Below are 20277 nucleotides of genomic sequence, written 5' to 3'. Positions count from 1 at the left end.
GGTAACACGTTACACAGATAATAATTGCAACAGAGGAGGACATCAAGGTAGTGAAGAAGTTTAAAATGTGGAAGAAATTGCTAATTATGATGGTTATTGGTTTAGTTGTTTTTCAAAATATTTCAACGGTTTTTGCAGCAGTAATAGATGTAAAAGAATCAAAGCCATCACTTAAAATCGTTAAAATAGATAAAGATACGAAAGAAAACATAAGTGGTTCTATTTTTGAGATAGAAAATGTACAAACGGGAGAAATTAAAGAACTTTCCATTAAAAATAATGGAATAGTAGTTGAGGATTCAATGGAAGAAGGGGAATATCGAGTTAAAGAAAAAAAGGCACCAGAAGGTTATGCAATAGATGAGAACACCTATAATATCGCTTTAAAAGATAAAGAGGAATTAATCACATCTATTTCAACCAAAAATAAATCTATCAGAAAGACAAATTTAAAAGCAACCATTTCAGATAATATCTTTACGAAAGTGGAGCTTCAAGATGGGAATGGAACTAAAATAAACCAAGGTGACAGAGTGAAAAATGGCGGTGGGGTTATTTTAAATATGAATTTCTCTTTTACCGGAAAAAATTATAAGGCCGGAGATACTTTTAAAACAATTTTGCCAGATGATTTTAACTTTGGTTCCACAGATTTAAATGGTGATTTTTTACCTTCAACAGAAGCAGAATGGTCGTTCGATGCAGCTACAAGAGAACTAACCATTAAAATCTTAAAAGATGGTGTACAAGAAGGAAGTTATGATGTTAGCATAACTACCGTCTTTAGGTCTTTTTCAGAAACAGAGCAAACGAGTCAAAAAGCTATTTTTGCTACTGCGGGTGGAGATACTGTTTACGAATACGAGGTTATTCCTTTAGTAGACTATGCTTCCACAGTGGATTTAAAATTACATCCGAGTAAAATTAACCCGGAAAAAGCATTTGTTACAGCTAAGCTAAATTTAACTAAAGAAACAAACTCAGTAGGAGAACTTAGACTCGCTGACTTTACTTACGACGGCGATACAAAAATTGATAAAAGTACGGTAAAAGTTTATGCAAGTGATGTTAGTGCTAGAGGAGCATTTATAGGAGGTAAACAATTATTAGAAGAAGGTAAAGATTATACAGTAGAGCATACAGACTCAGAACTAATAATTAAATTAACTAATGGTTTAGATGGAAAAGGCTATGAAGTAACATATACGCGTGTTATTAATACTACTAAGGAGTCTCTTGTTTCATTAGTTTCCAGAGCTCAAACTGTTGGTGATTCAAAGATTTTGTCGGTAGGGCTAGCAACTGTTGAAGCAAGAATAGTTAAATTTAAACATTTAGAGAAAAAAGCTATTTATAACGCCAAAACACAAACCATTGATTGGGCAATTAACGTAAACTACGACCAAGCAGAATTAACGCCAAACACCGTTTTAACAGATGTTTTAACAGATAACGGCATAAATTATGTGGACAATTCACTTAAAATTAGAGAGGTGACGTTCTCGCCTACTACTGGACAGGCGATTGTTGGGGATATAGATGCGTCAAGTAATTGGACAACGCCATCTGTTGCAACTAATGGAAGTTTTGAAACAACATATAAAAATACAGACAAAAAAGCATATCAAATTACGTATGCTACGAAAGTAACTGATTTTAGTCCTCGTGATATTATTAATGAAGTTACAGATGAGAAAGGCGTCAAAGCCACAGAAAAATTATCCTTTGAACCTAGCTTAGTAAAAAAAGAAAGTGGAACGGTAGACTACTTTAATAATTTAATGTCGTGGACAATCACAGCGAACACAGAGAGAATAAAAATGAGTGATATGATAATTATTGATGAATTTTCTACGGGTGTAAAAAGTTTAGATAACCTTGATGTTTATGCTTATACAACTGAAACGGACAAAGTGAAGCTTGTAAAAGATGTTGACTATACAATCACTGATACAGCTACACCAGCAGGTTTTAAAATTCAACTGATTGGTAACTATGCGACAACAGATAAAGAAATTGAAGTAAAGCTTGTTACGAAGATTGACTTATCAAATGGTGCCCAAACGCTTGATAACAAAGCATATATTTCATACTATGATGGCTATATAACACATTACTCTGATACAAAAAAAGCTTCCTTAGAAGTAGATAGTAAGATTTCGCAAAATGGAGCTAAATATGGCACGTGGAATTATGAGACAGGTACAATTGATTGGATTGTCTCTTTGAATGCAATGAATTTAGACTTCGAAAATCTCATTTTTGATGATGAGATGGTGGAAGGGACTTCTTATGTGGAAGGCTCTTTAGAATTTAGAAGAGTGGGCGGTCCAAACGAACTAGTTAATCTAAATGTACCACTTGCTTCTACTGGGAATTTAGTAAAAGAAGGCGATAAAAATTACCCAACGAAAATTGAAACAACAGATAAGAAAATACATCTAGAATTTGGAGATATTGGAAAATCACAAGTTTTTGTTAAATACAAAACAACTCCAGATAATAAGTGGTATTTTTCTGAGTCAGTCAAAAATGTAGCAATCGTTTCTGATGATGGTAAAAATCAAAAAGAGTACGAAGCAGAAGCATTTATTTTTGAAAGTTACTCACCGATTTCCAAAACAGGTCAGATTGATATGTCCTACAATAATAAAATAAATTGGAAACTAAAACTTACTGATATTACAGATAAACGGATAGTGACGAACCCAACCATTACGGATATAGTAGACGGAGGCATAACAGGAGCAAAAATCGTTAAAAATAGCTTTAAAGTAATAGATACAAAAACAGGAGAATTAATTGACTCTAAATATTATGATATTACTTTTACAGATAATGGTTTTACCGTTCAATTTAAAAATTATACAGCAACTTCTCCAATTGAGGTTACCTACGATACGATTAGTTTGATCTCAGGTCCAGTTAAAAATACAGTTTCTGTGGATGCCAAAGATTATGGTAACCTCTCAGTGCAAAGTAGGACTGCAACTAATACGGTTTCACCAAACTTTACTATGGGTAGTGGAAGTGGTATTGATACGATGGGGTCAATTGAAATTACAAAAGTAGATAAAGCAGATCCGACCAAAAAATTAGAAGGAGCAAAGTTCCAACTTTATACACTAGATGGCAAAAAATCTGGACAAGAAGCTACAACTGATTCGGAAGGTAAAATTGTTTTTGATAGTATTCAAGCTGGGAAATATAAATTAGTTGAAACAGAAGCTCCAACCGGTTATACAATTAGTGAAGAGCTAAAAAATGGGAAGGAAGTAACAGTAACTTCAGATGGACTAACTAGTGAATATACAGTTGAAAATCCTCAAAAAACGGGCAGCGTGATCTTAACTAAAGTAGACAACTTCACAAAAGCCGCTTTAGCAGGAGCAGAATTTGAATTACAAAAAAATGATGGGACTAAAATTAAAGAAGGTTTAGAAACAAATGCTACTGGGGAACTAACTGTAGGAGATTTGGAACCCGGAAACTATCAATTTATAGAAAAAAAAGCGCCAACGGGTTATCAATTAGATGAAGCTCCTCTTGAATTTACGATTGAATTTAATCAGTCAGAACCAGCAACAGTAACAAAAGAAAATACTGCAAAAACTGGTACCGTAGAGTTAAACAAAAAAGCGAGCGGGACGAGCAAGCAATTACAAGGAGCAGAGTTTAAGCTTGAAGATGATGCAGGAAAAGTTCTAAAAGAAAAACTAGCAACGGATGCTTCAGGTAAATTAGAAATAAAAGATTTGGCGCCAGGAGATTATCGACTTATTGAAACAAAAGCGCCAACCGGTTATCAACTTGATGCCACTCCAACTCCATTTACAATTATTTTCAACCAAGCAGAAAAAGTATCTGTTACTAAAGAAAATACTGCAAAAACTGGAGGAGTCATTTTAACGAAAAAAGATGACAAAACAAATGCTACGCTTTCAGGTGCGACATTCGAATTGCAAACAACTGCAGGTGCTAAGTTGCAAGAAAACCTAGTTACAAATGCAGAAGGGCAAGTAGAAATTACAAATCTTGCTCCAGGAAACTATCAATTCGTCGAAACATCCGCACCGACAGGATATGAACTAGATACAACTCCAGTTCCTTTTACGATTACTTTTAATCAATCTGAAAATGTAAATGTAACAAAAACGAATAAAGCAAAGTCAGGTAGTGTTGTACTAACAAAGCAAGATAATGTGACAAAAGCAGGTTTAGCAGGAGCAGAATTTGAACTGCAGGATAGTACCGGTGCAAAACTAAGAGAAAACCTAATAACAAATACAACTGGTAAATTAGAGCTAACTAATCTCGCACCAGGTGATTATCAATTGGCGGAAATTGCTGCACCAACGGGATATGTATTAGATGCCACACCAGTCACTTTCACGGTTGAGTTCAATCAAACAGAATTACTAAACCTAACAAAAGAAAATACTGCAAAAACTGGCAGTGTGATTTTAACAAAGCAAGATAGCTTAACCAAACAAACACTTGCAGATGCAGAATTTGAATTGCAAAATGAGGCAGGAACTAAATTACAAGAGAATTTAGTAACCAATGCTGACGGGGAAATCGAAATCGTTAATCTGGCTCCAGGAAACTATCAATTAGTAGAAACAAAAGCTCCAACGGGTTATCAACTAGATAAAGCGCCAGTGCGTTTCACCATAGTATTCAATCAAACGGAAAAATTAGCTATCTCAAAAGAAAATATTGCAAAAACTGGTAGCGTCATTTTAACAAAAGTAGATGGTAGTTCCAAAGAAAAGTTAGCTGGAGCAGAATTTGAACTACGAAATGCTACTGGTACAAAAGTAGGCGGAAATTTCGTGACGGATGCTGATGGTAAGCTGGTAATTGCTGATTTGGCACCGGGCGAGTATTCGTTAGTGGAAACAAAAGCGCCAACAGGATATCAGTTAGACAACACGCCAATTCTGTTTGCAATTGAGTTTAATCAAGTCAAACCAAAAACTGTAACGAAAGAAAATCGTGCTAAAACTGGCGATGTTATTTTAACAAAAGTAGATGCTAAAACAAATAAAGGCTTAGCAGGAGCTAAATTCGAGCTACAAACGAAACAAGGACAAATACTAAAAACCGGTCTAACAACTGGTATAAACGGAGAGCTTAAAGTAACAAATCTGGAACCAGGCGAATACTGTTTTGTCGAAACAGAAGCTCCAATGAATTACGAATTAGATAGGACTAAGATTGAATTCACTATCGTATTTAATCAAATTTCTCCGGTCCCCGTTACTAAAACTAATAAGCTGAAAGTGGGCTTAGTGAAGGTAGCGCATACGGATACGGAAGGAAATCACTTAGTAAATCCCGAAAATTATACAGGTGATATTGGTGAGAAATACGAAACGGAGTCAAAAGAATTTGCTGGTTATCAACTAGTGGGAAATCCAATCAATAAAGTTGGTACATTTGCAGAAGGCACACAAAAAGTAACTTTTATTTATGAAAAAATAAAAGACCCAATCATGTTTAATCAAGCAAAACCAATCAACGCAACAAGTCCAATAGCAGCTATAGAAAAGCCCGCAACAGTCATGAAAAAAGCGAAACGTTTGCCATCAACGGGAGACAAAGCCCCATTTAAAAATGTTGTTTCAGGATTATTTATTAGTGCAATCGGGATTTTTGTATTAAGAAGAGTAAATAAATAAAAGAAATCCCGCTAAAACTATATAGTTTAGCGGGGTTTCTTTTATTTAAATCCAAACATCATCATCTTCTTTTGTGACACATAACATTTGAATGCCACGTACAATATTGAAGATAAAGAGACCAACTAAAGCGGTAAGCGTAAAAATGAATAAGCTAGCAGTAATGAAGAATGTAAAACTTGATAAAAAGCCGCTATTTGTCATAGCTGTAACGAAAACACTGGAAAAACACAGGATACCAATGATAGTCGGAATAATATGTGTAAGTAAAGCAACTTTAGCATGGTGAGAGACTTCTTCTGATTTTGCAAAAATCCAAATTAACACTGGAACGATAATTGGAGCAAACAAAATGCTAAAATAACTTAAAGCATTTAGAATTCGATGATCATTCATAATCAACACACCTTTCTAAGATGTTTTTATTATAGCAAGGGAAAGTAAGTCAAGCCCTCGATGCAAGTGACAAAGCTAGAAAGTAACATAACAAATATGTAAGGATTACACTTGTTGCGTTTTAGCGTGAATAATATGGAGTAATTGCTCGGACATATACGCAGGCGAGTGTGAAAAATCTTTTTCTGCCCAAAAAACTATCATTCCAAAAATCGCATGCGCTTGATAAGTAGCTAGTAATTGTGGTTCAGCCGCTGAGTTATCAGGAAAATTCGCAACATCATCTAATATAAGCTCTCGAATAACGTCACATACCTGATTTTGAAAACTAGGACGAATAGTTGATTTTATTACTTGGCGGTAAAAGACTTGATGATGATACACATGATCAAATATTTTTATCATTGATGGTGTAAGCGTTTGAATAGAGAAATGACTTGTATGTAAATAAGGATCTTGATATGCACTTTTTAAATCCATCAGAATTTCTTCAATGATGCTATCTAACAATTCTTCTTTATCATGATAGTGTTTATAAAAAGTCCCGCGGTTCACATCTGCTTCTGTGACAATGTCCGTAATTGTAATTTGGCGAAAATTTTTTTGGTCAAGCAGTGCGAAGAGAGCTTGATTGAAGGCTTTTTTTGTTTTTTTAACCCGTCTATCCATGATTTAGAACCTCCCATTTGAGAAATTTTCTTATTACTATACATATAACGCAAAAGTGTTGCTTAATCAACAAAACAGGCTTTCTTTACATATTGAAAGCGTTTTATACCGGGATTATAATGAAAGTAGAAAGGGAATAAATTCTTTTTCTAGCGGATCAAAAATGAAGGAGGAAATATCAATGGGGAAATTAACTGGAAAAGTGGCAGTGGTAACTGGTGCGGCTTCTGGAATGGGGCAACAAATTGCGATTCTTTTTGCTAAAGAAGGAGCGAAAGTTGTTGTGGCAGATTTAAATTTAGAGGCGGCACAAAAAACAGTCGAACTGGTCGAAAAAGAAGACGGAACAGGACTTGCTGTCGTAGCTAATGTAACAAAGCAAGAAGATATTGAAAATATGATTAACCAAGCTGTTAAGGCATTTGGAACGTTAGACATTTTAGTCAACAATGCAGGAATTATGGATAATTTTGTCCCAGCTGGTGAATTAACAGATGAACTTTGGGATAAGGTTTTTGCGATTAATACAACTGGTGTGATGCGTGCGACACGAAAAGCATTACACATTTTTGAAGAAAAAGGTCAAGGGGTTATTGTAAACATTGCTTCGGCAGGCGGTCTTTTTGGCTCAAGAGCAGGGGCGGCATATACAGCATCTAAACATGCGGTCGTGGGCTTTACGAAAAATGTTGGATTCCAATATGCGAACAAAAACATTCGTTGTAATGCAATCGCACCAGGAGCAGTAAATACAAATATCGGTACAACTATTTATGCACCAGACGAATTTGGTCAAGAGCGCGCGATGATTGGTATGGGTACCAATCCACGTGCTGGTGATGCTTCAGAAATCGCTAAAGTAGCCTTGTTTTTAGCGTCAGATGACTCCAGTTTTGTGAATGGAACAGTAATAACTGCTGATGCTGGCTGGACAGCTTACTAAACAAATAATGGCCGCAAAAGGAATTATTTTCTTTTGCGGCTTTTTTCATGAAAACGAAATAGCCATTTCTGCCTATTACGCAAACTTGTATGAATAGTTATGAGCATAATGGGGTATTGAGTACCAAAGTGAAAGGCGGGTGGTCTTTTTGATTGAACAGTTGGTAAGTAATGCAGCGATATTACTCGCAGGATTTTATATTATTTCCTTAGTTTATAAAGAACCAATTACAAAAGAATTAGCAACAAATAGAAAAATGGTGATCGGAATTTGGGCTGGACTTCTCGGTTTCGCGTTGATGGTTTTCGGAATTCCAATTTCGAATAATGTAATTGTGGATTTACGTCATATTCCAATAATAATGGTGGGCTTTTACGGTGGACCGATTCCCGCAATTGTATCAGCTATTATTATTTCGGCATCGCGCTTTCTACTATCCGTGAATTCCGCGGCTATGATGGCGGCGATTGTGATGATGTTAATTGGCACAATAACAGCCCTTTTTGGAAAACGCTTAGAGAAATTCAAAATTTGGGGCGTTTTTATTTTGAATATTATTGCGTGTAGTTTTGTTGTTATTAATCTGCATTTGATTTTAGCTAGAGAGGCTCATTTCTGGATAAATATGACTATTTTCGTGCTGATTGCACTTGTTATTGGTGCTGTTTCTGCGGGATTAATGAGCAATATGATTAAATCAAAGCAACTTTTTCAAAAATATGAGCAAGACTCTACGCTAGATTATTTGACCAAATTATCGAATGTAAGGCAATTTGACGAGAAAATTAATCATGTGATGGATGCTGGAAGTAGACAAGTTACGCTAATGTTAATCGATATTGATTATTTTAAAAATATTAATGATACATATGGCCATGATGCAGGTGACGCGATTTTAAAACAATTAGCAGTCATTTTAAAAGCAAGTACGACAGACGGCTCAGAAGCGTTTAGAAACGGTGGAGAAGAGTTTTCCATCGTCTTATTAGATTGCTCAATAGAAGAAGGTAATAAGGTTGCTGAGCAAGTACGAAAAGAAACAGAAGAACAGGATTTTGTTATTCCTGGCGGGCAAATAGTGAAAATAACGATTTCTGTTGGGGTGAGCAGTAGTAAAGATGGTGCTAATACAAGTGAAGGTTTGTTTAAATCTGCCGATGAAGCACTGTATAAAGCAAAATTAACAGGACGAAATCGAGTTTGTATTGCAGATGGAAATTAGCTTGTCGCAAAAAAACGAGTACTTCTAGTAGATGGATTATGTTATAATAGATTGTGTAATGATGAGCAAATAACTAGGAAACTAGTCCAAAAGGATGAGCTTTAATGTTTGACTTAATGGATAACTTGCTGGGAGTACAGTCATTTGGTGAATTAAATAAAGACATGCCAACGACACTGTTTGTCACAGATGCAGACGGTAATATTTTAATTTCTAATAAATTCACTGCGCTTACGGTCGGAATGTCGCTTGAAGAATTACTTCGTTGTAATGTAAGAGACTTAGTGGAAGACGGAGTATACAACGATTCTGTCACGCTGGAAGCAATCCGAACCAAACAAAAGAAAACAAAAGTTATCAATACGAAAAAAGGTTTTAGTATTCGCTCGACTTCTACGCCAATTCTCTATCCAGATGGTACCGTGCATTTAGTTGTTACGATGTCAGATGAAACGCAACCAGATAGTTTCAAAACGTGGCGAGGCGAGGCAATTTCAGGCAATAAAGAGTCACTTCTTCTTGAAGATTATAAAGAAAATGATGGCACCGTGATAGTAGCAGAAAGTGTCGCGATGAAACAGATAGTTCGAGTGTGCAACCAGATCGCTCCGTTTGACAGTAAAGTTTTATTATACGGAGAGTCTGGTACAGGTAAAGAAGTCTTGTCGCGCTATATTCATGAAAAAAGTGAACAAGCTGCTGGGCCCTTTATTTCGATTAACTGTGCGGCAATTCCAAAAGCATTATTTGAATCTGAGCTTTTCGGACATGAAAAAGGCTCATTTACCGGTGCGGATATTGAAAAACCCGGTATGCTTGAACTAGCTGATGGTGGTACATTATTTTTAGATGAAATTTCTGAAATGCCATTAGAGCTTCAAGCAAAAATGCTGCGAGTGCTTGAAACTGGAGAAGTAAGAAGACTGGGCTCAACAACCGAGACGAAACGCCGCTTTAGACTTATTTCAGCGACAAATCGAAACCTTGGTGAAATGGTTGAAAAAGGAACGTTTAGACGTGATTTATATTATCGTATTAATGTAGTGCCAGTTCATATTCCAGCACTCAGAGAGCGTCCGCAAGATATTATTGGTCTTGCACGTCAGTTCATTCAAAAATTCAATCAAAAGTACCAAAAAGATTTTCAGTTAAGCGGCGATAAAACAAAAGAATTACTTTCTCATAACTGGCCAGGAAATGTACGTGAACTTAGAAACCAGATTGAACGCTTAGTGGTTATGTCTGGAAATAAAGAAGTGGTAGTGACGGAACCAGATGATTTTGCACTAGACTTACATTTTAAAGAGCAAACGAAAAAAGAATCGCTTTATTTAAAAGATTATTTACAAGACGTAGAAAAACACTTTATATTGCGAGTGCTCGAAGAAAGTGATGGAAACGTGACAAAAGCGGCTAGTGTGCTTGGAATTCACCGCTCTGTTTTATATCGAAAACTAAAAACACTTCATTAATTTAGAAAACCTAATCGGAAAACGCGATTAGGTTTTTTTGTTGCGTTTTCGCGACTGTTATTTGCAAAAGCGCTAATTTTTATGTCGCTGTTTTGCGACGATTAATAATGTTTGAATTCATAAAGATTGATATAAAGCCATTTTAAATGTTGGCATGAAAGTTGCTTTATAAGTAATTGCGTATCATTACAAATATATGTGAATAATTGAACAATAAGGAGTGAGGAATTTGTCAAAAGTAATAAAAGCAAGTGAAGCAGCAAAATTAATAAAAGATGGCGATACTGTAGCTTTTAGTGGTTTCGGTTTAGCTTGTGTCAACGAAGAAATGGCTATTGCGGTTGAAAAGCGTTTTTTAGAAGAAGGGGCTCCGCGTAATCTAACAGTTATGCATGCTAGTGCGCTTGGTGATCGCAGGGAAAAAGGGATGAGTCACTGGGGGCATGAAGGATTAATTAAACGCTGGATTGGTGGAATTGCGATTGCTTCTCCCAAAATGGCGAAATTAATTGAAGAAGACAAATGTGAAGCATATAATTTGCCACAAGGTGTAATTACACAACTTTACCGGGAAATTGCAGCTAAACGACCAGGCGTTATTACAAAAATTGGTATGGGAACATTTGTAGATCCGCGTATTGAAGGGGCAAAAATGTCCGCGAGTTCTAAAGATAACTTAGTAGAGCTGTTGACGATTCACGACGAAGAATGGCTATTTTATCCAAGTTTCCCAATTCAAGTTGCGCTCATTCGCGGAACTGTGGCAGATGAATTTGGAAACTTAACTTTAGAAAAAGAAGGCTTACATATGGAAGTCTTGCCAATTGCACAGGCAGTTCGAAATTCAGGCGGAATTGTTATCGCTCAAGTAGAATCTGTTGCTAAAAAAGGATCGCTTAATCCGAAAGATGTAAGAGTTCCAGGAATTTTAGTTGATCATATTGTTATATCAGAACCAGAAAATCATTTCCAAACCGAAAATACGCAGTACAATCCAGCTTTCTCTGGACACATTCAAGTTCCTCTTGGTGATATTGAGCCACTTGCGCTAGATGACCGTAAAGTGATTGCGCGTCGTTCTGCAGCAGAACTAGAACCACAAACCATTCTAAATTTAGGTGTAGGGATTCCGGTGAACGTCTCTACTGTTGCAGCGGAAGAAGGCGTGAGTGACCAATTAATACTAACAACGGAAGCAGGGTCTGTTGGTGGTGTACCAGCAGGGTTAGCAGATTTCGGTCATGCGTATAACAGTGAAGCTATTGTCGATCATCATTCACAGTTCGATTTTTACGATGGTGGTGGACTCGATTTATCCGTACTTGGTTTGGCGCAAACCGACGAATCCGGTAATGTGAATGTCAGCAAGTTTGGCTCAAGAGTTGCTGGGTGTGGTGGATTTATTAATATCTCTCAATCAGCGAAAAAATTAATTTTTGCCGGAACTTTTACAGCAGGTGGATTAAAGACTCGTGTGGCTGACGGCAAACTAGAGATTTTACAAGAAGGAAAAGCTAAAAAGTTTATCAAACAAGTTCAACAAATCACATTTAGTGGCGAATACGCTTCAACGACCGACCAAATCATCCTCTATGTGACAGAGCGAGCTGTATTCCGTTTAGAAAATGGCAAAATGGTTCTAACAGAAATCGCGCCAGGAGTGGATTTAGAAAAGGATATTCTTGGACAAATGGAATTCGAACCCGTTATTGCGAGTGATTTAAAAGTAATGGATAGCGGTATGTTTAGCGAACAATGGGGTGGCTTAAAAGCTATTATTGAAAAACAAACAAGAGAGGGAGTATCTATATGACAAAAGAAATAAACCGTTGGGGAGTCTTGATTGGCTCTGTGGGTGTTCTGCTTTGTACCGGTGCGGTATATGCATTTAGTGTTTTTGCTGGACCGCTTAGTGCTGCTCATGGTTGGACAATTCCACAAGTTATGATGGCATTTACAATTAATGCGGCTATTGGGCCGATTCCAACTATCTTAGGTGGGATTTTAACGGATAAAGGGAAAGCAAAATGGGCCATTTTAATTGGGGGAATCCTGTTTGGGCTTGGTTTTGCACTGACAGGTTTTGCTACTTCCACTACGATGCTTTACTTGTCTTATGGCGTCCTTGCTGGGCTTGGACAAGGTTTTGCGTATTCAGGATGTCTTAGTAACACGATTCGTCTTTTCCCAGATAAACGTGGTCTTGCTTCTGGGCTTATTACTGCAGGAATGGGTGGAGCGACAATTATTGCTGCACCGATTGCGAACCACTTAATTGAAACATATAACGTAATGACAGCATTTAAAATTATGGGAGCTGTTTATATCGCAGTTGTCATTGGATGCAGTTTCCTTATTCGCGTCGCACCAGCTGGCTATGCACCAAAAGGCTGGACTCCACCTGCTGGAAATGCAGCTGGTATGGTAAACGTACCTTGGACTGGAATGGTTCGAACAGTTACTTTTTATTTGATTCTTTTAATGCTAGGTATTGGCGCATTCTCAGGTCTGATGATTGCTTCTAATGCATCCTTAATTGGTCAAAATATGTTTGGCTTAACGGCTGCATCGGCTGCTGCTTACGTGAGTATTTATTCATTAAGCAACTGTTTAGGTCGAGTAGTTTGGGGTGCTGTATCTGACCGTCTAGGTAGATCAAATACATTAATGATTATTTATACAGTGATTGCTTTATCTTTACTAGCACTTGCAACGCTTCAATCTGTTGTTGGGTTTGTTATTGGAATTATTGGACTTGGACTTTGCTTTGGCGGAACAATGGGCGTTTTCCCATCCATCGTTATGGAAAATTACGGTCCGAAAAATCAAGGCGTCAACTACGGAATCGTCTTTATTGGTTATTCCACAGCAGCCTTCTTTGCACCAAAAATGGCAGCTCAAATCGCCGGCCAAAACGGTGGCGACTTCACACAAGCTTTCTATATAGCTATCGCACTTGCTGCTGTAGGACTTTGCATTAATATTGTTTATAAATTACGTGAGAAAAAACAACCAACTAAAGAATTAGCGTAAAAATAGAGAGGAGAAAAGAAAATGAGTTTAACTGAAATGCTACAAATCAAATATCCAATTTTACAAGGGGCAATGGCACAAATTGCCACATATGAATTAGCTTCCGCCGTATCAAATGCAGGGGGGCTAGGAATTATCGCTTCTGGTGGGATGTCAGCAGACACGTTACGAGAACAAATTCGTCTTTGTAAAGAAAAAACAACGAAACCGTTCGCTGTAAATATCATGCTGATGATGCCAAATTGTCCAGAACTTGTCGATGTCATTATTGAAGAAGATGTGCGCGTTGTTACAACTGGGGCAGGAACGCCTAAACCATTTATGGAAAAATTTAAAGCAGCTGGAATAAAAGTTATCGCCGTTATCCCGTCTGTAAAAATTGCACAAAAAATGCAAGAAATCGGTGTAGATGCAGTTGTTGCAGAAGGCACAGAAGCAGGGGGACATGTTGGTGAAACAACAACGATGGCACTAGTTCGTCAAGTCGCTTTAGCAGTAAATATCCCAGTCATTGCAGCAGGCGGAATTGCTGATGGTCACGGAATGGCAGCTGTTTATGCGTTAGGAGCAAGTGGTGTCCAAATTGGTACACTTTTCCTTGTTGCTGAGGAATGCCCGGTTCCTGCTAGCTTTAAACAAGCGGTACTTGACGCAACGGATACGAGCACGACCGTAACAGGCCGCCGAAATGGTGCGCCAGTTAGAAGTATTAAAAACCCAATGATTCAAAAATATGTAGAACTAGAAAACGAAAATGCTTCTAGAGATAAATTAGAAGAATTAACACTTGGCTCCCTTAGAAAAGCAGTTCATGAAGGTGACGTTGAAAATGGTTCCGTCATGGCTGGACAAATTTGCGGAATGTTAACTGAAATTCGTTCCACAAGTGATATTATCGAAAATCTTATGAAAGAATCTAAACAAGTTGCAAGTAACTTAGTCATTCAATAATAAAAAAAGAGCCAGCAGAATCTATTAGATTTTGCTGGTTCTTTTTCATTTACGACGATACATTTTTGTTAGATCTACCATTAAATAAATAAGTAGTACAGCGGTAATGAGGACAGCAATCAGACTTGCTATATCATTATGGAACAAAATACTAATGCCGTTAATTGCTAGTGCGATTAAAATGATAATAAAATATTTTCCCATGAAGATTCTCCAGTTCTTTGCCTAATTATAAAGCGCCATCTTGAATGATTTCTGTTTTATAACCATCTGGATCTGTTAGGAAATAATAGAATGGATCTTCACCAGGAAGTCCTTTTAAATCTGTCACAGTGTAACCTGCTGCTTGGTGTTCTTTTAATAAAGCGCGTACGTCTGGAACACCAACTGCTAAATGACCATAACCGTTACCTAAATCATAGGCTTCTTTTTGGTCATAGTTGTATGTTAATTCTAGTTCAAAACCGCCTTCTTCAAACGCCATATAAACTAATGTAAATTCGAAATCTGGGAAGTCCTTGCGACGAACTTCTTTCAGTCCTAACGCTTTTTCATAAAAACTAATAGAGGCAGTTAGGTTTTTTACGCGGATACATGTATGTAACATTTTTGCAGTCATTTTTATTCCTCCTTTTAAACTTCTTTCTTTATTGTAGTATATCTCGCAAGTGAATACAAACAAGGAATATTGATGGAAGTAAGGCGATTTTTTCGGTATAATGATGAATGTGAAGAAAGGCGGAAGTGAAATGACAAAAATCAAACGTATTATGACAGGAATAATCCAAGAAAATTGTTATATCATTTATCAAGATAATTTAGCATTAATTGTTGATCCAGGTGATGAAGCAAGTAAAATCGAAGCAGAAATTGCGAAACTTGAAGTAAAACCAGTGGCAGTTTTGTTAACTCATTGTCATTATGATCACATTGGTGCTTTAGAAGAGATTCGAACAACCTATAATATTCCAGTATATGTAAGCCCACTAGAGCAAGAATGGCTCTCTAATCCAGAACTAAACTTATCTGCGCATATTGCTGGTAAAGCAATCATAGCGCAACCTGCGGAAAATGAATTTACGCTAGGTGAATATAATATAGAAGGTTTTCATTTTCAAGTAGTACCGACACCAGGGCATTCTATCGGAAGCGTTAGTTTTATATTCGACGAATTTGTTGTAGTTGGCGATGCTTTGTTTAAAGGGAGTATCGGTCGTACAGATTTATATACAGGAGATTTTGATATGTTAATAAATAGCATTAAAACACAACTGTTCGTGCTGCCGGATGATTTGCCAGCTTATTCAGGCCATGGCGATGCAACTACAATTGGTCAAGAGAAAAAGACAAACCCATACTTTAACTAAAAAAGAACTTGCAGAAGCATTTATTCTGCAGTTTTTTTGTAATCAAATAGAAAGGATGTTGGGAAATGCATTCTGATGAAGAAATTTTTAAAGAAACAACGCCGAAAGCACTACTGCAATTACTAAAAAAAGATTACTATTTTCATGATTATTGCTATCAAGAAATTATCCCTAGAGGGAAAGAAATCAAGATGAATAATTCGAAAGGCTTCAAGATTTACTTAGTAGAAAGTGGATACTTCTCTTATTGCCTTCAAAATGAATACGGTGATTCTGGAATTATTAGCTTTATAAGTAGCGAAATCGCAATCAATTTAGTTCCGATTATTAAAGAAGAGCCAGAGGAGTCTGTGCTCCGTAGTCTGACAGAAATCCATTGTTGGGTACTCGGTCCTGATTTTGTGGAGCGCGTTTTGGATGAATCAGGTGAAAAAGCGAAATATCTATTATCTAATTTGCTTTATACGAGAAAAGTTTATTTCAAAGCTAGTAAACGTAATTTTATGAAGAAAGAACGCCGTATTAGAGCATGTTTAAAAGAGATTGGTCTGTATATGGGCAGAGTAACGAAAGATAAGGAATTCATTTTACCTGATGAAATCAATAATTCTATTTTAGCCCAATATGCCAATACTACTCGAGAATACACGAATATTATTGTATTAAAACTTCGAAAAGAAGGGATTCTTGATGACAGTCACAAGCCGTGGATTATTAAAAAAATTGACACGCTTTAAATAGTAAAACTTAATATATATTGATTTTCAGGCTGTAAAAGGTGGAAAATTTAAAATATTATCTAAAAAAAGTGAAGGGAAAATGTCACAAAAAGTACTTATTTAGACGGTTTTTACCTAAAAAAAGCTTATTTTAGTGACATAATAGTGAAAAATATCTTTTTTTGTGATTGTAATGTTATTTTATTTGGTTTGTTTCCTCTCTAGAGTGTTTTCATTCTATGCTATTATACTTTAGAGGAGGAATTTGCAATGAACACATTAGAAAAAAGACAACATGAAATTTTGACCAATCCGCTTCATTTTTGTAAGAAGTCTGGAGATTTTGCTAAACATAGTATGAGTATTAAACTTTCTAAAAATGAACTGTTTGATGTTGATTTCGTAACAGGCATCTATTTTGTTGAAAAAGGTATTGTTATGAAAGGAACACAAATTGATGACTATATTGGATACGATCAATTACTAAAACATGGAGATGTGTGTAATTTTTCATCTTTCATGTCTCCTGATTTAAAACGTAATATTGGCGCTAAATTATTGTCACCAAGTTCTAGCGTCATTACAGCAGTAGACAGAGATTTCTTCATTTTTATGGTCGAGAAACATATTAGTATCGAAGAATTTATGCTTTATCAATCGAAAAAAGAAATCATGATACTTCAACGTCGCTGTTTACTTAATACCCTTAAAGTAAAAGATCGCGTAAAACATGTGATTGCTGCAATAGGATATGAATATGGTATTTCTAATGGAGATAACATTCAAATTCCACAAGAATTATCTACTACATTTTTATCTAAATTCATGGGTATCACAAGAGAGTATCTTAGTTTAACGCTTAGTGAACTTAAAAAAGAAGGCTATTTACTAAATACTAAAATCCCTGTAATAATTAATGTAGAAAAACTTTTCAATGAAATTCCGTATGAATCATTAATTTTATAAATGTAAGAAGATAGTCTAACGGCTGTCTTCTTTTTTATGCTAAAATGAAAGAAAAAAAGGAGTTCCACTATGAGTGAATACTTGGAAATTCCAGAATTAAATAAAGCTTTTCCGTTCCGTTCGTTTATAAATGAGGGGGAGGTGCTTGTTTATCCGCATTGGCATAAAGAAATTGAGATTATTTATGCACTAAAAGGTAGCCTTAATCTTGGTGTTAATGATATGCCCATTCAATTAAAAGAAGGCGAGATTCAAGTGATAAATGGAGGAGATGTACATTATTTCTTAGCCTCACCAAGTAGTGAACGTATCGTTATTCAATTTGATTTAAGTTTATTCCAAGAAGAAATGCAGATGGATGATCAAATGCAAACCTTACGCACTATGCTTATGGAAATGGCGCATTTAAGTAGAGAATGGCCAGAAGAAACGGTGGCGAAAATGCAGTCTCTCATTAGGAATATTCATGCGGAGTCTAGCGGAGAAAAGCCTGGCAAGCATTATATTTTAAAAGCGGACTTGCTGGCGATTATCGGATTAATATACCGAGAAATCCCTCAAGTCAAAACACAGCCTGATAGTGTGATTTCGGAAGAGGCGGTCTTAAAATCTCAAGAAACATTACATAAATTAGATCAAATTTTTTCCTATGTCGAAAAGCATTATCAAGAACCTGTCAGCTTACAAGAAGTCGCGAACTACACTGGATTTAGCACATACTATTTCACGAAGTTTTTCAAGCGAAATACCGGAATGACGTTTGTGACTTTTTTAAATGATTACCGGCTAAACAAAGCAAAATGGATGTTGTTAAATGAAGCGTTCCCTGTAACGGAAGTGGCTGAACTAGCTGGTTTTAGTAGCGTGAAAACCTTTCATCATGCCTTCAAACGAGCGATGGGAGTCGCGCCATTAAAATACAGAAAGACAATATACGGGAATAATTAGGCAATAAAATAGGAAGATTTACCTTCAGTAGTTTTGTATGATGTAACTATCAAAACTATTGGAGGTTTTTTATTATGACATTAAAAGTTGGAATTATAGGTTGTGGAGGCATTGCAAACGGGAAGCATATGCCAAGTTTATTAAAAGCTGAGAAAGCAGAAATGGTTGCTTTTTGCGATATTGTCTTAGAAAAAGCAGAAGCAGCAGCAAAAGAATTTGGTGGCGAAAATGCAAGCGTATACACAAACTATGTAGAATTACTCCAAGATAAATCCATCGATGTCATCCATGTGTGTACACCAAATATTTCTCATGCGGAGATTTCTATCGCAGCAATGGAAGCCGGAAAACACGTTATGTGTGAAAAACCAATGGCGAAAACAACGGCAGAAGCGAAAAGTATGATTGAAGCGGCAGAGCGTACAGGCAAAAAACTAACAATTGGTTACCAAAATAGATTCCGCAAAGACTCGGATTATTTGCACCAAGTTTGTGAGAACGGCGAATTAGGTGATATCTATTATGCAAAAGCAAAAGCGATTCGTCGTCGTGCTGTCCCAACGTGGGGTGTGTTTTTAGATGAAGAAGCGCAGGGCGGCGGACCGCTTATTGATATTGGAACACATGCGCTTGATTTAACGCTTTGGATGATGGACAATTATAAACCAAAATACGTGGTAGGAAACAGTTATCATCAACTTGCGAAAAAAGAAAATGCAGCAAACGCATGGGGTTCATGGGATCCAAGTAAATTTACTGTAGAAGATTCCGCGTTTGGTTTTATCACGATGGAAAATGGCGCAACGATTGTGCTAGAAGCAAGTTGGGCGCTTAATACACTCGATGTCGGTGAAGCGAGAACGTCTTTATCAGGAACAGAAGGCGGCGCAGATATGGAAGACGGCTTACGGATTAACGGCGAAGCGCACAGTCAAATGTATGAAAAGAAAATTCAATTAGAAGCTGGCGGCGTTGATTTTTATGATGGAACTGGTGATGATCCAGCGTTAATCGAGGCAGAACAATGGTTAGCGGCAATTGAAAATAATACAGATCCCGTTGTAAAACCAGAACAAGCACTTGTTGTAACACAAATTTTAGAAGCTATTTATGAATCATCCAAAACAGGTCAACCAGTTTATTTTAATTAAGGAGGAAGTGCCTTTATGAAAGCGAAAATTGCTTTACAGTTGTGGAGTGTTAAGGAAGCTTGTGAAGATGACTTTTTTGGAACACTAGAAAAAGTGGCGGAAATGGGTTATGATGGCGTGGAGTTTGCTGGTTATTATGGTAAATCTGCCAGTGAAATCAAAGCGAAATTAGCTGAACTTGGACTAGAAGTAGCTGGATCGCATATTAGTAAAGAACAGCTTGAGATAGACTTAGAAAATGTCATTTTGTTTGAACGTGAATTGGGGAATGAATACATTATTTGCCCATATGCAGACTTTAAAACAAAGCAAGAATGGCTTACATTTAGTGAAAAACTTCGAGAAATCACAAAAACGGTTCAACAAGCTGGGATGCATTTTGGCTATCATAATCATGCCCATGAATTAGATAAATTAGAGAATGAAATTATTTTGGACACTTTACTTGAAGAAGTACCAGAAATGGTTGCGGAATTAGATACTTACTGGATAGAGTATGCGGGAATTGGCGTTATTCCTTTTATCGAAAAATATCGTAACCGGGTACCACTTATTCATATTAAGGATAAATCGAACGCGAACAAGGAAAGCACTATTATTGGTGAAGGTGTTTTGGACGTGCCTGGTTTTGTTAAAACGGCGCTTCAATCTGGAACAACCTGGCTGATTATTGAACAAGAAGCATTTACGCAAGATCCACTAACAAGCGTGGCCAAAGGTTATACGTATTTAGCAAATGTATTGGAGGAGAACTAA

Annotated in this window: 17 protein-coding genes; 13 read left to right on the top strand and 4 right to left on the bottom strand. The window is 36.6% G+C overall.

Annotated elements, in window-relative coordinates; genetic code table 11:
• Positions 1-50: 50 nt before the first annotated feature.
• Positions 51-5684 (top strand): SpaA isopeptide-forming pilin-related protein, encoded by a 5634-nt coding sequence (locus tag HRK21_RS02755; RefSeq protein ID WP_070005853.1) that lies wholly within the window; start codon positions 51-53, stop codon positions 5682-5684.
• Positions 5685-5729: 45 nt separating this feature from the next.
• Here the strand turns inward: HRK21_RS02755 and HRK21_RS02750 are convergent, their stop codons facing one another.
• Both HRK21_RS02750 and HRK21_RS02745 read right to left on the bottom strand, forming a co-directional pair.
• Complete coding sequence (locus HRK21_RS02750) at positions 5730-6080, bottom strand: magnetosome magnetite crystal formation protein family (protein ID WP_070005854.1); 351 nt, start codon at positions 6078-6080, stop codon at positions 5730-5732.
• A 105-nt stretch (positions 6081-6185) separates the two neighbouring features.
• Complete coding sequence (locus tag HRK21_RS02745; RefSeq protein ID WP_003739537.1) at positions 6186-6749, bottom strand: TetR/AcrR family transcriptional regulator; 564 nt, start codon at positions 6747-6749, stop codon at positions 6186-6188.
• A 181-nt stretch (positions 6750-6930) separates the two neighbouring features.
• Here HRK21_RS02745 and HRK21_RS02740 point away from each other — a divergent pair, with 181 nt between their 5' ends.
• The 6 genes from HRK21_RS02740 to HRK21_RS02715 all read left to right on the top strand — a co-directional run bounded on the left by HRK21_RS02740 (position 6931) and on the right by HRK21_RS02715 (position 14370).
• Positions 6931-7692 carry an SDR family oxidoreductase gene (locus HRK21_RS02740; RefSeq protein WP_070005855.1) on the top strand — a complete coding sequence of 254 codons (762 nt, stop codon included), beginning with the start codon at positions 6931-6933 and terminating at the stop codon, positions 7690-7692.
• A gap of 148 nt (positions 7693-7840) precedes the next feature.
• Positions 7841-8914: a GGDEF domain-containing protein gene (locus tag HRK21_RS02735; RefSeq protein ID WP_003739534.1), complete on the top strand. Its 1074-nt coding sequence runs from the start codon at positions 7841-7843 to the stop codon at positions 8912-8914.
• A gap of 104 nt (positions 8915-9018) precedes the next feature.
• On the top strand, positions 9019-10386 hold the full coding sequence (locus HRK21_RS02730) for a sigma-54 interaction domain-containing protein (RefSeq protein ID WP_003739533.1): 1368 nt from the start codon (positions 9019-9021) through the stop codon (positions 10384-10386).
• Positions 10387-10615: 229 nt separating this feature from the next.
• A complete protein-coding gene (locus tag HRK21_RS02725) occupies positions 10616-12199 on the top strand; it encodes an acyl CoA:acetate/3-ketoacid CoA transferase (RefSeq protein WP_070005856.1) in 1584 nt (527 codons plus the stop codon).
• Positions 12196-13419 carry an L-lactate MFS transporter gene (locus HRK21_RS02720; protein WP_003739530.1) on the top strand — a complete coding sequence of 408 codons (1224 nt, stop codon included), beginning with the start codon at positions 12196-12198 and terminating at the stop codon, positions 13417-13419. Before HRK21_RS02725 ends, HRK21_RS02720 begins: the two co-directional genes overlap by 4 nt.
• Positions 13420-13440: 21 nt before the next feature.
• A complete protein-coding gene (locus tag HRK21_RS02715) occupies positions 13441-14370 on the top strand; it encodes a DUF561 domain-containing protein (protein WP_070005857.1) in 930 nt (309 codons plus the stop codon).
• A 45-nt stretch (positions 14371-14415) separates the two neighbouring features.
• On the opposite strand, the gene HRK21_RS02710 is transcribed toward HRK21_RS02715, so the two are convergent.
• Complete coding sequence (locus HRK21_RS02710; RefSeq protein WP_003739528.1) at positions 14416-14574, bottom strand: hypothetical protein; 159 nt, start codon at positions 14572-14574, stop codon at positions 14416-14418.
• A gap of 25 nt (positions 14575-14599) precedes the next feature.
• Positions 14600-14989 carry a lactoylglutathione lyase gene (gloA, locus tag HRK21_RS02705; protein WP_069887831.1) on the bottom strand — a complete coding sequence of 130 codons (390 nt, stop codon included), beginning with the start codon at positions 14987-14989 and terminating at the stop codon, positions 14600-14602.
• A gap of 130 nt (positions 14990-15119) precedes the next feature.
• Here gloA and HRK21_RS02700 point away from each other — a divergent pair, with 130 nt between their 5' ends.
• The 6 genes from HRK21_RS02700 (at position 15120) to HRK21_RS02675 (ending at position 20277) form a co-directional block, all read left to right on the top strand.
• The gene (locus HRK21_RS02700; RefSeq protein WP_031695276.1) at positions 15120-15737 is read left to right on the top strand and encodes an MBL fold metallo-hydrolase; all 618 of its coding nucleotides are present in this window, start codon (positions 15120-15122) and stop codon (positions 15735-15737) included.
• A 65-nt stretch (positions 15738-15802) separates the two neighbouring features.
• Positions 15803-16474 (top strand): cyclic nucleotide-binding domain-containing protein, encoded by a 672-nt coding sequence (locus tag HRK21_RS02695; RefSeq protein WP_070005858.1) that lies wholly within the window; start codon positions 15803-15805, stop codon positions 16472-16474.
• A gap of 252 nt (positions 16475-16726) precedes the next feature.
• Positions 16727-17422, top strand: coding sequence for a Crp/Fnr family transcriptional regulator (locus HRK21_RS02690; protein ID WP_003739524.1), 696 nt, complete (start codon positions 16727-16729; stop codon positions 17420-17422).
• A 69-nt stretch (positions 17423-17491) separates the two neighbouring features.
• A complete protein-coding gene (gene gadR / locus HRK21_RS02685) occupies positions 17492-18370 on the top strand; it encodes an acid resistance transcriptional regulator GadR (RefSeq protein WP_003739523.1) in 879 nt (292 codons plus the stop codon).
• A 74-nt stretch (positions 18371-18444) separates the two neighbouring features.
• Entirely contained in the window at positions 18445-19521 is a 1077-nt protein-coding gene (locus tag HRK21_RS02680; RefSeq protein ID WP_003729568.1) for a Gfo/Idh/MocA family protein, read from the top strand.
• A gap of 15 nt (positions 19522-19536) precedes the next feature.
• Positions 19537-20277, top strand: a complete 741-nt coding sequence (locus HRK21_RS02675; RefSeq protein WP_070005859.1) for a sugar phosphate isomerase/epimerase family protein — start codon at positions 19537-19539, stop codon at positions 20275-20277.

The sequence above is a fragment of the Listeria monocytogenes genome, from assembly GCF_013282665.1.
Lineage (GTDB): Bacteria > Bacillota > Bacilli > Lactobacillales > Listeriaceae > Listeria > Listeria monocytogenes_C.
This window is presented reverse-complemented; position numbering and strand designations above follow the sequence as displayed.